The sequence below is a fragment of the Streptomyces sp. NBC_01306 genome (assembly GCF_026340465.1).
Taxonomy (GTDB): domain Bacteria; phylum Actinomycetota; class Actinomycetes; order Streptomycetales; family Streptomycetaceae; genus Streptomyces.
The window spans coordinates 3,334,277-3,348,684 of sequence record NZ_JAPEPC010000001.1 but is presented as its reverse complement, the minus strand read 5'-3'; the positions used below and the strand labels follow the sequence as shown (position 1 = coordinate 3,348,684).

12 protein-coding genes and 1 pseudogene are annotated in these 14,408 nt (G+C 68.2%); 8 read left to right on the top strand and 5 right to left on the bottom strand.

Annotation, left to right across the window (positions count from 1 at the left end):
- Positions 1 to 144 precede the first annotated feature (144 nt).
- A complete protein-coding gene (locus OG385_RS14545; protein WP_266855090.1) occupies positions 145 to 843 on the bottom strand; it encodes a nucleotidyltransferase domain-containing protein in 699 nt (232 codons plus the stop codon).
- Positions 844 to 1,043: 200 nt separating this feature from the next.
- Here OG385_RS14545 and OG385_RS14540 point away from each other — a divergent pair, with 200 nt between their 5' ends.
- Positions 1,044 to 1,946, top strand: a complete 903-nt coding sequence (locus OG385_RS14540) for a phosphotransferase family protein (RefSeq protein ID WP_266855089.1) — start codon at positions 1,044 to 1,046, stop codon at positions 1,944 to 1,946.
- A 90-nt stretch (positions 1,947 to 2,036) separates the two neighbouring features.
- Here the strand turns inward: OG385_RS14540 and OG385_RS14535 are convergent, their stop codons facing one another.
- Together OG385_RS14535 and OG385_RS14530 are read right to left on the bottom strand one after the other, a co-directional pair.
- Positions 2,037 to 2,921 carry an amidohydrolase family protein gene (locus OG385_RS14535; RefSeq protein WP_266860853.1) on the bottom strand — a complete coding sequence of 295 codons (885 nt, stop codon included), beginning with the start codon at positions 2,919 to 2,921 and terminating at the stop codon, positions 2,037 to 2,039.
- 361 nt (positions 2,922 to 3,282) lie between these two features.
- Positions 3,283 to 3,498 carry a hypothetical protein gene (locus OG385_RS14530; protein WP_266855088.1) on the bottom strand — a complete coding sequence of 72 codons (216 nt, stop codon included), beginning with the start codon at positions 3,496 to 3,498 and terminating at the stop codon, positions 3,283 to 3,285.
- A gap of 344 nt (positions 3,499 to 3,842) precedes the next feature.
- On the opposite strand from OG385_RS14530, the gene OG385_RS14525 reads away from it, so the two are divergent.
- Both OG385_RS14525 and OG385_RS14520 read left to right on the top strand, forming a co-directional pair.
- The gene (locus tag OG385_RS14525; protein WP_266855087.1) at positions 3,843 to 4,640 is read left to right on the top strand and encodes a hypothetical protein; all 798 of its coding nucleotides are present in this window, start codon (positions 3,843 to 3,845) and stop codon (positions 4,638 to 4,640) included.
- A gap of 147 nt (positions 4,641 to 4,787) precedes the next feature.
- A complete protein-coding gene (locus OG385_RS14520; protein ID WP_266855086.1) occupies positions 4,788 to 5,444 on the top strand; it encodes a sigma-70 family RNA polymerase sigma factor in 657 nt (218 codons plus the stop codon).
- Between the two features lie 114 nt (positions 5,445 to 5,558).
- On the opposite strand, the gene dacB is transcribed toward OG385_RS14520, so the two are convergent.
- Entirely contained in the window at positions 5,559 to 7,175 is a 1,617-nt protein-coding gene (dacB, locus tag OG385_RS14515; protein WP_266855085.1) for a D-alanyl-D-alanine carboxypeptidase/D-alanyl-D-alanine-endopeptidase, read from the bottom strand.
- Between the two features lie 450 nt (positions 7,176 to 7,625).
- On the opposite strand from dacB, the gene OG385_RS14510 reads away from it, so the two are divergent.
- From OG385_RS14510 to OG385_RS14500, 3 genes are all read left to right on the top strand, one after another.
- Positions 7,626 to 8,321, top strand: a complete 696-nt coding sequence (locus OG385_RS14510; RefSeq protein WP_266855084.1) for a DUF4232 domain-containing protein — start codon at positions 7,626 to 7,628, stop codon at positions 8,319 to 8,321.
- A gap of 997 nt (positions 8,322 to 9,318) precedes the next feature.
- Positions 9,319 to 9,894: a SigE family RNA polymerase sigma factor gene (locus OG385_RS14505; protein ID WP_266855083.1), complete on the top strand. Its 576-nt coding sequence runs from the start codon at positions 9,319 to 9,321 to the stop codon at positions 9,892 to 9,894.
- Entirely contained in the window at positions 9,891 to 10,391 is a 501-nt protein-coding gene (locus OG385_RS14500) for a hypothetical protein (RefSeq protein ID WP_266855082.1), read from the top strand. Before OG385_RS14505 ends, OG385_RS14500 begins: the two co-directional genes overlap by 4 nt.
- 287 nt (positions 10,392 to 10,678) lie before the next feature.
- Here OG385_RS14500 and OG385_RS14495 read toward each other — a convergent pair whose 3' ends face one another.
- Complete coding sequence (locus OG385_RS14495; protein ID WP_266855081.1) at positions 10,679 to 10,855, bottom strand: helix-turn-helix domain-containing protein; 177 nt, start codon at positions 10,853 to 10,855, stop codon at positions 10,679 to 10,681.
- Between the two features lie 1,162 nt (positions 10,856 to 12,017).
- On the opposite strand from OG385_RS14495, the gene OG385_RS14490 reads away from it, so the two are divergent.
- On the top strand, positions 12,018 to 12,515 hold the full coding sequence (locus tag OG385_RS14490) for a hypothetical protein (protein WP_266855080.1): 498 nt from the start codon (positions 12,018 to 12,020) through the stop codon (positions 12,513 to 12,515).
- A gap of 173 nt (positions 12,516 to 12,688) precedes the next feature.
- Positions 12,689 to 13,273, top strand: a pseudogene (locus tag OG385_RS14485) (tyrosine-type recombinase/integrase); the annotation flags it as partial.
- Positions 13,274 to 14,408 lie beyond the last annotated feature (1,135 nt).

Genomic DNA, 14,408 nt, shown 5'->3' with positions numbered 1-14,408 from the left:
GTGGGGGCTGAGGGGCGGGTGTCCGCGGGAAGCCGGTTCACCCTGCGCAAGCAAGCGCCGTGCCAGGTGAGTTATCCCGCTCGGTGAGCAGCGATCCACGTGAACGCGGAGGCTACGAGGTGGGGTTGTCGCGCCCCCACCGCCTCATCGGATGGCGTACCCGTCCCAGAGCGGGCCGCCGGCCCGGTCGAGCACCTCTGTCACGGTCGCGGCGAAGGCGTTCGTGTCCCCGGTGACCGCCTGCGCGGCGGCCTCGGTCAGCGCTCGGTGCAGTCCGGGGTCGGCCGCGGCCAGCCGCCGCGACAGCCACTTGCCCCCGCCGAGCCAGTGCCCGCCGGCCAGCAGGACCAGCTCGGACGCGCGCTGCAACATGTGCGCGACCAGGTGCACCTGCTCGGCAGGGTCCGCGCAGCCGCGCAGGTCGTCGAGCAGGTCGGTCAGGATGTACCGCTGGTAGTCCCGTTCACGGTCCGAGAGCGGTGGCGGTCCCGCAGCCCAGCGCTTTCGCGCCTCGGCCTGGAGCGAAGCGCCCAGCCCGTCCCTGTCGACGAGAAGCATCCCGTCGGAACACATGGCGAGCAGCGGTGAACTCCGCTTCGCGGTCTCCTGATCGGCGAAGCGCTGCCAGTCGGCCCGGGTCTGTACGAACAGCTCCACCGGCCAGCCGCGGTACAGCAGGTTCTCGCGGAGGGGTGCGGGCGGTCCGTCCAGGAGGACGACGATGTCCAGGTCGGAGGTGGGTGTCCGGCGGTCGGTCAGCACACTGCCGGCGAGGAAGGCTGCCCGGGCGCCGGGGAACCGTTCCCGCACGAGTTCACGGGCGGTGAGTACGGGGTCGTCCATGGGGGGACCCTACGGACACCCTTTCCCCCGGCACAGCGAATTGTTCACACGACGCGGTGGCACAGCGGGCGGGAGGAGCGAAGCGGCGTCGCCATCGCCTCCGAGGAAACCTTTTGCACGTGCCGTCGTCCGGATGATGAGCTGGCACAGTGACCAATCACCATGAAGCGGAGGCTGTCCGACCGTCAACCCTCGCGTGGGTGAGACGGCACCTGGAGGCCGGCGAGCGCATCGTCAGAGCCGAAGCGCTGCACGGGGGCATCACTGCCGACGTACGGAAGCTGACCATCGGTACGCGGGACGGAGGCACCCGCGACCTGGTGCTGCGGACCTTCGTCAACGTGGAGCACGCGGAGGACTGGCTGAACAGGGAGGCCGGAGCCCTGGCTCTGCTCGCGGGGAGCAGCGTGCCGGTTCCTGGACTGGTCGCGGTTGACCCGACCGCCGCGCATTGCGAGTTTCCGTCGCTCCTCAGGACCCATCTGCCGGGACGGACAGTCCTCGATGATGAGGGAGTGGAGACGCGCGTCCCGCTGCTGGCCCGTCAACTCGCAGCGATCCATACGCTGCGACCCGCCGAACGGCCCCCCACGTATGTGGCGTTGACGACCGCGGGCACCGTTGTGACTCCGAAGGGCGCCGACGCGGCGGCATGGGCCGCGGCGATCGACGTGATCCGCAAACCTGTGCCCGCCTATCAAGGGCGCTTCCTGCACCGGGACTTCCAGCCCGGCAACGTGCTGTTCGACGCCTTGCCCTCAAGGCCGGCAGCTGCCCGGATCACGGGGGTCGTCGACTGGGCAGGGGCCTCCTGGGGCCCGGCCGATCTCGATGTGGCGCACTGTTCCACCAATCTCGCGCTGCTGCACGGCCCGGCGTGGGGTCTGCGGTTCGCCGAGGCGTACGAGGAGGCCGGTGGGGCGCTGGCAGCGGCTGCGGGCGAGCGGCTGTACTGGCTGGTACGGGACGGGCTGGCGTTCTCGGAAGAAGTGCGGCAGGTGTCGCAGTCATGGCGTGAGTCAGGGAGGACAGAGCTGACGACGCGGCTCGTCGAGGAGCGGCTGAACGCCTATGTCACCGCCCTGATGGATGCGCTGGGCTGAGCCGAAGCAGCTCGGGGCGCTGGCGCGGTCGCGAGTGCCGATACCGGCGGCCACGCCGGGGAGCGAGCTCGTCACCGTCCCAGGCGTCCCTCACAGCTCGAAGAGTCCGGCCGCGTTGTCGTGGCAGACCGCCCGCAGCCAGTCGCGCCCCAGGTCCAGCCGCTCCAGGGCGTGGAGCTGGTGCAGGTAGGGGTAGGGCACGTTGGGGAAGTCGGTGCCGAGCAGGATGCGGTCGCCCAGGTCGGCGAGACGCGCCAGGTCCCGCGGCGGAAACGGCATGAATCCTTCGGTGAAGTCGGTGAACGTCATCGTCGTGTCCAGCCGTACCTGGTCGTACCGCTCGGCGAGATCGAGGAACTCCGCGTACTCGGGCATGCCCATGTGCGCGACGATCAGCCGGAGTCCCGGATGGCGTTCCAGGACGCGCGCGACCGGTTCAGGACCGGTGTACTTGCCGGGCGCGGGTCCGGAACCGCAGTGCATGACCACCGGGATGCCTGCCTCGGCCAGCAGCCCCCAGACCGGCCCGAGACGTTCATCGGCCGGGTCATAGGCGCCCACCTGTATGTGAGCCTTGAACACGCGGGCCCCCGCTTCGACGGCCTCGCGGACGTACGCCTCGACGCCCGGCTCGGGATACAAGGTGGCCGTGTGCAGGCAGTCAGGGGTGCGGTGGGCGAAGCCGGCCGCCCACTCGTTCAGCCACTGGGCCATGGCGGGCTTGTGGGGATAGACCATCGCGGTGAAGGCCCGCACCCCGAAGTCCCGCAGGACGGCCACACGTTCCGCCTCCTGCTTGCGGTAGGCGATGGGCCATGCCAATCCGCCGATCATCGGCCCGCTGGTGTCGAAGTAGTCCCAGACCTTGTGCAGGACACGCTCAGGCATGAAGTGGGTATGGACGTCGATCAACCCGGGAAGACCGAGCCCGCCCCAGAAACGACGGATCTCACCGGCTTCATCGGCGACGTCCATGGGAGTGGAACTCACCTGGTATCACCCTTCTCGAACAGACACGTCACCGGCGGGCGCGTTCACGCGGATCAGTGTCTGCCGGTCGAAGCTGCCCCGGACGCGCAGGCGGGCCCTGGTCCGCCCCGGCACCTGAGGCGGCCGACGGGGCGGACCACACCGTACCGGCGCAGGCCCTGCGCGGACCAGACCGGGCCGGCGCAGGTCTTACGCGGAGCAGACCGGACCGGTGTAGGTCCTACGGGGACCGGACCGGACCGGCGAGAGTGTTCCTCTGCGGATCAGACCGGAGAATCGGCACGGGTGCGGATCAGACCGGAGAATCGGCACGGGTGCGGACCGGACCGGAGAATCGGCGCGGGTCCTACGCCGTTGCGACGGCATCCAGTTTTCCCGCCTTTGCCTCCTCCAGCAGGGAGCCGAACTGATCCGCGCTCATTTCCACCCGCTGCCCGAAGTCGTCCGTGATCACGACCCTGCGCTCCACGGCTGCCGTCTCGTCGACGAACAACTGGGGACAGCCGCAGTTGCAGTTGCCGCAGAACGTCGCCACGGGCTCCGGAGAACTGTTTCCGGTCATCGGTCCTCACTCTCCTCTCGGTGGATCGCTGTAGGGGGGCTACCGGGACGGTCTCCCGTTCCCACGCAGGTGGAATACCCGGGGCCGGACACCTGGAAGCGGTCGTGGCACCCCGCTCGGAGGCACGGGCCGGCCACCCCGTGCGCCCGATGCTCCCGCCCGGGCGGAACCCGCCGGAACCGAACGGCGCAGCCGGCCGACTACCTCTGGAGGCATCTGCCACCAGGTGCTCCGCGCCTTGTTGGGGATGCCATCCGACAGCATCCGTCGGGCACGAGAAGACGGCGAACATGTCGGACTTGACCGGAGCGAGTGCCACGGCTGGATGCGAGGATGAGCCCACCATGACTGGGGACGTACTGGGACGCGCGGTGCGGGCCGCGATGTTCGCTGCTGTCTGCCTGCTGTGTGCGGTCACCGGTCACGTCCTCATGTCCGGCGTCCCGTTGGCCTGGTGGACGGTTGCCGGCGGGTTCGCCGGAACGGCCGTCGGTTCCTGGGCCCTTGCCCGCAAAGAGCGTGGCATCACGGCAGTCACCTCGGCGGCGGTCGGTATGCAGGCCGCACTCCATGCCGGTTTCTCCCTGGCCCAGGCCGCCACTCACCCCGCCATGGCGGGCGGAGCCTCCTTCGCCCGCGAATGGAGCGCGTTCCTGCTGTGCGGGAACACCGGGGATCTCTCCGAGTCCGCGGCCACCCGCATGGTGAGGGCCGCGGGGCTGGGCGGGCACCTGCGTCAACCGCCCCCCAGGATGGGCCACATGGACATGCCTGGCGTGGTCGTGCCCGGCGCCCGGAGCCACGTACACCACGTCATGCAGACCATGACCCACGGCGCCGGCATGCCCGCCGGGCACCACATGGGGAACATGTCGCCGTCCGGAATGCTGGCAGCCCACCTGCTGGCCGCCCTGCTGAGCGGCCTGTGGCTCGCCCACGGAGAACGTGCGGCCTTCCGTACCGGACGAGTTGTGGCCGGCTGGCTCGCAGCACCTCTCCGGCCCCTCGTCCTGGCCATCCCGGTACCGGTACCGGGATGGCCGCGGATCTGCTGCGGCAGCGAAGTCCGCACCCCGCGACAGCTGCTGCTCTCCCACGTCATCACGTCCAGAGGACCGCCTCGCGGGATCGCTGTCATCTGACAGCCGGCTTCCCGACGGCGGCGCGGACATGCCGCCTCCCGGGCATCGGCCCTCGACAGGGCCGTACCAGCTCACCGGCGTGCCGCAGTGTGCCGCGCCGGACGATCCCGTATCCCGTATCCCTTATCCCGTGAAGGACATGAGGCGATGACCCCTGCCCTGCCCCCACCCATCCGTCCGCGCCGGGCGCTGCAATCCGTCGCGACCGACGAGACCACGACCCGGCTCGCTCTCGCGGCCCGCGACGGAGACCCCGATTCCGTGGAGGAGTTCGTCCGCGCACTGCGCCTCGATGTCTGGCGCTACGTGGCCTACCTCAGCGCGGAGCCCCAGTCGGCCGACGATCTGACCCAGGAGACCTTCCTGCGCGCCCTGCGTAGCCTGCCCGGATTTGAGGGCCGCTCGTCCGCGCGTACCTGGCTGCTGTCCATCGCCCGGCGCACCGTCGTGGACAGCTTCCGCCGCGCCGCCGCCCGGCCGGCGGTCTCCCGCCGCGAGGACTGGCAGTCCGCGGCTGAGCAGTCCCAGCCGGGTGGACTGCCGGGATTCGACGACGGCATCGCGCTGGCGGAACTGCTGGCGACAGTCCCGGAGGACGGCCGCAGAGCGTTCGTGCTCACCCAACTGGTCGGACTGCCCTATGCCGAAGCCGCCCTCGTCATCGGCTGCCCGATCGGAACGGTGCGCTCCCGGGTGGCTCGCGCCCGCAGCACCCTGCTTCAGCTGATCACCGAGTCCGACGATCCCGCCGGACCGCCTCCCCGCGATCCGGTTCAGGTCATACGGATGCCGGCTGTCGCCTGACAACGGCGTACGGAGGGGATGGGCCGCCCTGACAGATCTGGACGGCCAGGAGGCCCGGGCCGACGGCCCGGGCCTCCTGGCCGCGATGCAATGCTCTCAGCGCTCTCAGCGCTCTCAGCCTTCTCCTCGCGCCGCCGCCTCCTGCAAGTACGCGGAGATCATGGCGAGGTCATTGCCGATATCCAGCACACCGTTGACGTCGGTTGTCGGGGTGGAGGCGCCGTTCACGCCCGCGAAGAAGACGTCGAAGCGGCCGTTGCCCTTGTCCAGGTAGCCGGCGATCGTGATGGCGCCGACGGCCAGGCGGTTGTTGAGCGCATCCAGCCCGACGGCGGCGCCGGTCTTGGCGAACACCTTCCCGCGGGCAGCGCAGTGGGTGCAGTTGTCGGCCAGCAGGCCGTCGACGCCGAGGATGGGCAGCGCATTCCGGAAGACCTTGGCCTCGGGGGTGTGCTGCCAGTACGTCAGCAACTGCACCACGGCCTTGGGCGTGGTCCGGTCGGCGGGGTTTCCGCCCCGGCCGTCCAGGAGCTGGACCTGTTTGCGGTCGACGCCCGCGCGATCCAGGAAGCCGGCCAGCACCGGGAAGCCGTCCATGCAGTGCTTGCTGCCGGTCGCGACCGCCATCAGACAGATGGCGAGGTTGCCGCCCAGGTTGTGGCTGACCTTGAAGATGAGCTTGGCGTACTGGGAGAACGGCGGCGAGGTGTACAGAGCCACGCGCGGGCGGCCCTTGTACGAGCCGGGGAGTTGCCCGACCCGGTTGGCACCGGTCGGCTTCGCCGTCACCTTCACCCCGGCCCGCCCCAGCGCCTCGATCAGCGCGGTGCGTCCGAAGGCCGCCGGATCGGCGATGGGCGACACCTTCAGAGCTGGTTCGGAGCCGGCCGCGACGGTGCCGGAAAGCCGGATCCGGGTGCCGTTGTCGGAGGTCGTCACCTGGATGTCCGTCGGCTGCCCCGCCGCCACGGTCTTCACCGACGACGTGACGCGGTACGGGGCGACTTTCGGCCGCCAGTCCAGTTGTGCGGGCGCGCCGGGGTGGGCCCCGGGGGTGGTCAGCAGGTCGATGAGATTGTCGTTGACCATCAGCGGCGTCGGTTCGGGGATGAAGGTCGGCTCGGGCTGGAAGAGCCGGTCGTCGACGACCACGTTCCCGTTGACGCGGGTGATGCCGGATTTCCGTACCTGCTGCGCGAGCTTGTTGATCCCGGCGAGCGGGTTCTCCGGAGTGAGCGTGGCGCCGGGGAAGTCGTTGGCGTACGTGTGGTCGAGGTCGGTGTAGTCGACCGTGCCGTCGGGGCGGGTCCTGCCGCCCATGGTCAGGTCGCCCTGGGCGACGAGGCCGAGGTTGCCGTTCAGCGTGGTTCCGCGGCGCTCGCCGACCGCGTAGACCGGCGTCTTGAAGCGGTGGCCGCCGCCGAGGGTGTCCCACTCTCCGGAGGTGCCGAACAGCTTGGCCACCGACCCGGGGATGAAGTACTGATCGGCGAACCGGCTGTGGACGACCCGTCCGTTGTCCGGGTCCTGCTGGAGCAGTCCCCACTGGGCGTTGGGGTAGTCCGGCTTCCGCATGATCTCCGTGATCCGCGGATCGAGCCGGCCGGAACCGCCGTGGTCGGGCGACGAGGCCGCCTGGGCTGCCCCGCCCGAAGTCAGGGCCAGGAGCAGCAGGGCACAACATCCGGCGCCAAAGCGATGCCGAAGGGACCCGGAATTCTCTCCACGCACTGCGATACGCACTGTTCGTCCCGATGGTTTCCTGTCCATGGCGTCAGGTATGGACCCCGATGGGCGCCGGAGACGGGCGGCGCGAATGGTTGTCACCCGAACGGCACGGCGCATTCGTCGAAAGGCGCAGCGAACGCCCGGTCGACACGGCCGGTCGGCGACAGCGGCCGCGCTCAGCCTCAAGGCGCCTGCCCTCAGCGGCTCGGACAGCGCGCCCCGAGGCGCGCGACCGCACCGGGGACAGGGTCGGGGTGTCGGAGTCAGGGTGCCTCCTGTCGGAGCCATCTGCCCGGGCGGGGCGAGGACCGACGCCAGGGCCGCCGCCCTCATCCGTGAGGTCAATACGCCTGTGACAGAACGAAGACGTCGCGGAGGACGGCCTGTAACCCGGTGCGAGATAGAAATACTTCAGTCCGCACGCACCGACCGCACTCTTTCTGGGGGAACACCGTGAAGTACACCCGCATCACTGCTCTCGCCGCCATCAGCCTCGCCGCCACCCTCTCGCTCACCGCCTGCGGCAACGACGCCTCCGGGAAGAACGCGTCGTCCCAGGGTTCCTCGTCCTCGGCTTCCTCCTCGGACGGTGGCTCGAAGTCGGAGAGCGGCACGGGCTCGTCCTCTTCGACCTCTTCGTCTTCTTCCTCCTCGGGCGGCAGCTCGAAGTCGGAGGGCGGCTCGGGCTCCGGTGAGGACACCAAGGCCGGCGCCGCGAACGGCGCGACGACGACCGGCAGCAAGGTCACGTTCTGCAAGACGGAGGATCTGGCCATCGACGCCCAGGACTCCTCGCCCGACGCGACCACCGGCACGATCGACATCACCATGATGAACCGGGGTTCGACCACCTGCTCGGCGTCGGGCTTCGCCGGCGTCGACATCAAGGACTCCGACCACACCTCGGAGCCCATACCGCGCGGCCACGCCGTGCCGCGTATCACCACCCTGAAGCCCGGCGATGCCGCTGTCTTCAACCTCTCCTACACCATCGACCCCAGCGGCAACAGCCTCACGCACCCGACCAACATCGAAGTGACGCCCCCGAACGAGACCCACACCGTGAGCCTGAAGTGGCCTGCGGGCGCGGGGCAGATCAAGGGCAGCTACGCCGACGTCGAGGTCTACCCCACGCACACGACCAACTAGAGGTAGTGCCAGCGGCCAGCGGCAAGCAGCCAGCTCTGCGGCAACGTCCCGCCGGCTCACGCCCCTACGCAGCACGTGGACAATGCCCCGCCGGGCCGGTCCCCTCGTAGGACACGATCCAAGACTGCGACGAGTACTTGTCGCCTTCGTTGTTCCGGGCATCAAATGACCGCCCGTAGTCACTTACGGGCCGGGTCACGGGGCGGCAGCCCGCCGGACACAGGCCCTTCGCAGCCGGAAGTGCGCACCCGATTACCTGTGCAGTGCCACAGGACACACGTCTCTGCACCGGGTCACGAACGCCCCAGCCGCACGCCACCCCTTCGGGCGCCAGGCCATTTACCTTCCCCACCTGGTCCTGTCCTCTCCCGCCGCGATTCCTTGGCGGGGAACGTGCGCGAGAACGCGGACCAGGAGTGGCTCTACGACGATGCGATGGACGGGATCGATGAAAATCCCGTCGCGGAGGATCTCGGCATCGCGCGGCGGATCTCGGCATCGCGCCCATGCCGGTCGGACCGTGGTTCATGCCCTTCAACGACCGCCGGTACGTCCATCCGTATGCCGCCGACGCGCCCGCAGCCGAGATGAAGTGAGCGGCACAAGGAGGCGAGGGCTTGCAGCTTCGGTTCTGTAGAGCCGTTGTCTGTAGAGCAGTTGACAGGGGCGCACCTCTGTCGCGTGCGCACGGTCTTCAGCTCGAACGACCCCTCGCCGTCGCAGGGAACGGGTTTCGCCCCGCGCCGACCTCGGCCAGGAACTCCTTGCAGCGGGTGCCGTTGCGGCTGTTGCCGCCGTTCTTCCCCGCCGGATCGTGCCGGTCATATCCGAGCTGATCGGCGATCTCGCCCCCCCAGGGACGAGTCCAGCAGCCGCTTGGCCGGCTGCTGCAAGAGCTCGCCCTGGGCGCCCGCAGTGTGACGCAGGTCTCATGATGTGCGTGCAGCAAACGGGACCGCTTTTCCGTCGAGGAGGGGTGACAGGAAGGGATGGGGATGTGGACCTGGCAACCGAGCACGATGTCCGTATCGGTATCAGCAAGTCCGGACCGGCGGAGTCGCAGTACGACTTCCACGGCTTTGTCGTCGCCCGGTCGGCCGTACTGTTCCGAGGCGCCCTCGTCCTGACGGGGAATCATGAGGCCGCGGAGGACCTGGTCCAGGAGACCCTGGAGCGGGCCTGCCGCAAGTGGCGCACCATCGCCGCCAAGGACTCTCCGGAGGCGTACGTGCGGCGGATCATGGTGAACCTGGCCAACGACCGGTGGCGGAGGTTCCGCCGCATGGTCCCGCATCAGGACGGCGGCGACCGTGCCGCCCCCGGGGACCAGTACGGGCGAGTCGACACGAGGGACCAGTTGGTCCGGGCGCTCCAGGGTCTGCCGATGCGCATGCGGACGGTCGTGGTGCTGCGGTACTTCCATGACCTGTCGGATGACGAGATAGCGGCCGACCTGAAGATCTCGCCAGGCACCGTGCGGTCCCAGCTCGCTCGCGGTATGGACAAGCTCAGAGGCCAGTTCCCCGCACTCTCCAGACCTTCAACACCGCAGCCGACGGAGGGAATCCAATGAGTTCACACGATTCGCCGACGTCCGGCTGCACATCCTTCGAGATGGAACTGGTGAATGCCATGAACGACTTCGTGAACACCACCCCGACGCCGCACTTCGATACGGCCACCATCGCGCGCGGGGCTCGTCGCAAGCGGGCCACGGCCATCGCGGGCATCGCCACCGCCCTCGTCGTGGCCGGTGCGGGCACCGCCCTGGCGGTCGGCGCCGTCGGCAGCGGTTCGGACACCGCGCGGCCGGCCGCCGCTGCCGCCGCGGAAAGCACGACCTTGCTTGTCCGCACCAGCGACGGCGGGACCGCCACGGAGCGGCTGGCCGGCGTGAGTTCGGCGAGGGCCAGGGTGGCGCTCGTCCACTTCGGCCTCACACCCAAGTTCACCCGGGTCCAGAAGGCCGACTGCACGAAGCCGGAGGACGCAGTGGTCTCGCTCTCGCCGCATGCCCCGACGGTCGTGCACGCGGGCGACACGGTCCTCGTAACCACCTGCTACCGCTGACCCCGGCGGAACCGGCTTGACCGAGCCGGGCCGACCGGAAAGAGGCAGGACAGAGGCATGACAGAGGGTGGTGGCCCCGTCGGAACCGGGGCCACCACCCCCCTGCATTCCACCACGCGTCGTCCCTGGGACGGAGTGCGTCAGCATCGAGGTGGAAGGTCCGGACGCGTTCGGGGGCCAGGTCCAGCGCGCCCGAGGCGAGGGGCCGGCCTCCGTGCGATCACCAGTCTTCATGCGGAGCCTCCAACTCCTGGAGCCGTCCCCGATTTTGTCGGCACGCGTGTGTACTAACGCTTTTCGGGCCGGCCGTCGTACTCCTCGCGGGTGGTGCGGACATCCTCGATGTGCTGCACGGACCACTCCGTGAGCGCTTTCAGGGAGCCTCGCAGCGTCTGGCCGAGCGGCGGCGTCAACGCGTACTCCACGCGGATCGGCGCCTCCGGATACACCGTTCGCAGGATCACGGGCTCAGATCTTGCGGCTCCTGTCCGTACTCCGCGATGTCCATGGCCCCAGCAGAGTCGGGGCTTGCGGCACTAAGCGCTGCCAGGCATCGAGCAACCTGGCCCCTTGAGCGGTCTGGACGACAGAGAAGCCCCGGGGCGCTGACCTGGGGCTAAGTAAGGGAGTGAGTGACGGCAATCGAACCCGCGCTCTGGGCTTGGGAATCACCGGCCCTTTGCTTGCACCGGCAAGCTGACCAGGAGAGACAGATGCCAAGGAGAACCCTAAGGGCTCACCCTGGCACCCGTGTTCCCCGCCCAGTCGGGCACGGATCGGGCACGGACACTTCTGGTCCGTAGATCTAGCCGGATCGGTCGGGGATGGCTATTTCGGCTGCTACCGAGCCCTGGAGGGGCACTACCGGACGCGGGCGATTGCCGGGTTGTGGTATCTGGCTGCTGTATCGCAGGATCCAGACGGGGGTGTGACCATGGAACGGCATGAGCTCGAATCGCTGTTGGTCGGTGATGACGAGGCGTCAGCGATAGTTCTTGCCACCCTCCGCGGCGGCGCCACCTACTGGGTGGGAGACCGAACACAACCCGCAGGCCAGCATGCCGGAGTCTTCAAGGGCCGACTTCAGCGCATGCGGAAACACGGACTCGAACCTCTTTGGCTGGAACGAGCAGTTCAGCTCGTCCGCGAGCATGGCCGGCCAGTGCGCACAGGGCTGATCGATTCTGCCGATCGGACATGGACCGCGCTGTTCTTCCTCACCGAGGACGGCAGCGCACTAGTGGCCTGCGCCGGCTGGCCGCTGCCACTGGTTGCCAGAGAGCCACCGCTTTAGCAGCGAGGTGGGGTGAGTTGGGGGCTGACCTGCGGATGCCTACTTCGGCGTCCACTGGCTATGGCCGTTGCTGATCGCTACGGTTTCCCGCGAGTTCCCGCCCGATATGGCGCGGTTGTGGCACAGGGGCTTCTGCGATCCGAAGTTATCCCAGTCTCGGGGAATGGCCTTCGTGTGCCCGTGCGAGCCGAGACCCTGTACTCGGCAAGTCACTCAACCGTTCTGGGGGATGTATGTCTGGCAACGTTCTATCCGAAGCAGCGCTAGCTGTGTCGATTGTGGCATTCGGGCTGTCGTTGGTCGCCACGCTGGCTCAGAGGCGGAGGGCCAACATGGAGATTGCTCGTGCACTCCACGTTGACTTGACCTCGGGTGTTGTGGCGGAAGCGCGCAGGCCCCTTGGTGAACTCGCGTTCGCAGTCAGAAGTGACTGGGAAGCCGAGGATGACGCGAACCCTGGGCAGGTGCTGATCCGGAGCGGTGTGGACGCGGCGGAGTTGCGACATCACTACTTCGTCTTGCTGTGGTGCTTCGAGCGAATTTGGCATGGTTACCAGGTGATTAACCGCGACCGTGTGCTTGGCCTCGGGACAGACAAAGAGTTCGCGAGCATGCTGGGGTGGCACGTGCGGAACTGGTCCGAAGACTTGCCCGCGATCAAGCAGGCCCTGGAGACGAAAGTGGGCAAGATCCATGACGGCGACTCTGCTCGGGCGCTTGCTGAGCTGGGGGACGCAGTGTTGACAGATGCGGACATCAGAATGATGCGAAGCAGGCTGGGACAGATGAGTTTGCAGCCCATAGGCGGACCTGCGTGGTGGCATGGGTAGAGCAGGCGCTGAGCCCACCACCGTACGAACGACCTTGACGCCCTGGGCGCGGCTGCTCGGCTTTGCCTGGGTCGGAGGTGGTCGGGATGGAAGCCTTCACCACTCGCCACGACATACCGGCACTCGCGGACGGCTCCCCTCGTTGCTCAGGTAGACGGCTTGGCGAACGAGCTGGGCCCCGTTGGCGGCTGATGGTCTTCCTCGGTGCCTATGGACCGATGCGGCCAGAGGAACAAGAGGAACTGCGTCGCAAGGATGTGGACGTGGATGGAGTAGCCATCCGTATTCGTTTGGCTGCGCCTGAGCTGACCACAGGGCACCGTGCGCTTGGGGGCACCAAGTCGCAAGCGGGTAAGCGCCTCGTGGTGCTGCGGCGGCATCTCGACTGGTACGCCGAGAAAGGACCGGACGGGCTGCTGTTCGTCGGGGAGAAGGGCAAGCCGTTCCGGCGCTCCACCTTCGGGCGGAAGTGGCGCAAGGCGCGTGCTCATGTTGGTCTCCCGGATGATTTCCGGTTCTACGATCTGCGTCACACCGGGCATACCCTGACGACCCGGTCGGGGGCAACGCTGAAGGACACGATGGTGCGTGCCGGTCAGTCCTCGGAACGGGCCGCGCTGATCTATCAGCATTCCGACCAGGAGCGGCAGAAAGAGGTGGCCTCGGGCCTGGACTCGATGGTCAGGCGGGAACGCCAGAAGGGCGCTACCGGTACCGAGGATCATCGATCGGGCACGCAACGGGCACGAGAGTCTTAGACTGGTCTGGACAACACAAAGGCCCGGGCTGGGGATCACGTCCCTGACCTGGGCCTTGGCTGGTGGAGCGAGTGACGGGAATCGAACCCGCGCTCTGAGCTTGGGAATCAAGGTGTGGGAAGCAGTCAAATACCCCCTGACCTGGGAGTGCCTCTCGCAGGTCAGGGATTGGCCGAGAGTTTCTGTGCCTGTGTTTACCGCTGATTACCGCTCCGAAGGGCACACATGGGGCACGGGCCGCACGAGAGCGATGTGAGCGGTGATTCTACGGCTGCTCGGGGTCAGCTTTCTGAGCAGTCGCTGACGACATTGCGCATGCGACTCTTCGACCGGTGTACTACCCCCGCTCGCTGGTTCGGCAGTGGTGGCCAGCCGATTCGTGATCTGGGGCAGTCGACTGGAGGCTTCACGCCTGCCCGACTGTCGGCGCAGCGGCCTCAGCCGCGCTGGAATGCCCCGCCACGGGAGCCATGCGGCGAGTGCGGACAACTGATGCGCCGCTACGGGCGAAACCCGGGCCATGTGCTGTGGTGTCTCCCGGGCGCATCCTGGACGGCCGATAGGCAGCCCCCCACGGACAGAGCAGAACTCGGGAGGGGGCGCCTTTAACACGCTTTCCAAATGTTCGTCCTGGGGTCCGGGGTGTGCGGGAACGTCCTGACCTGCGGTGGAGTACCTCGCGGGCGACCTTCTGACGGGCCCGTACGTAGGTGAATGAGACCAGAACTGAGACCACAGATCTACGGGTTCAAGGGCGTCGCGCAAGCGCGGCACGCGCCGCAGCCCCCGGCCGGGGGCGCACCTACCGTGGCACCAACCCGGGAGGAATCGGCCAACCCGAGGGTGGGGGAACCCCGCTGAGGCCGAGCCGACAGAGCCCGAGCAGTCAAAAGAGATGCCTCCGGCGGGGGCGCTCGGACTCCGGGACGGAGGGGGCGCCGCTGGAGCATCGGGGCGAGGGTTGTGGGGCTTCCATCCCGATCACCTCCGCCCCAGGCAGAGCGGAGCAGTCGCGGCCCAAGGCGTCAAGGTCGTTCGTACAGTGGCGCGCTCCACCTTGACGCCCTGAACCACGCCCGCTCCACGGTGTGTGGGGCGAAGGCAGACGGGATGGAAGCCGGGGTGGGCGCTGGCT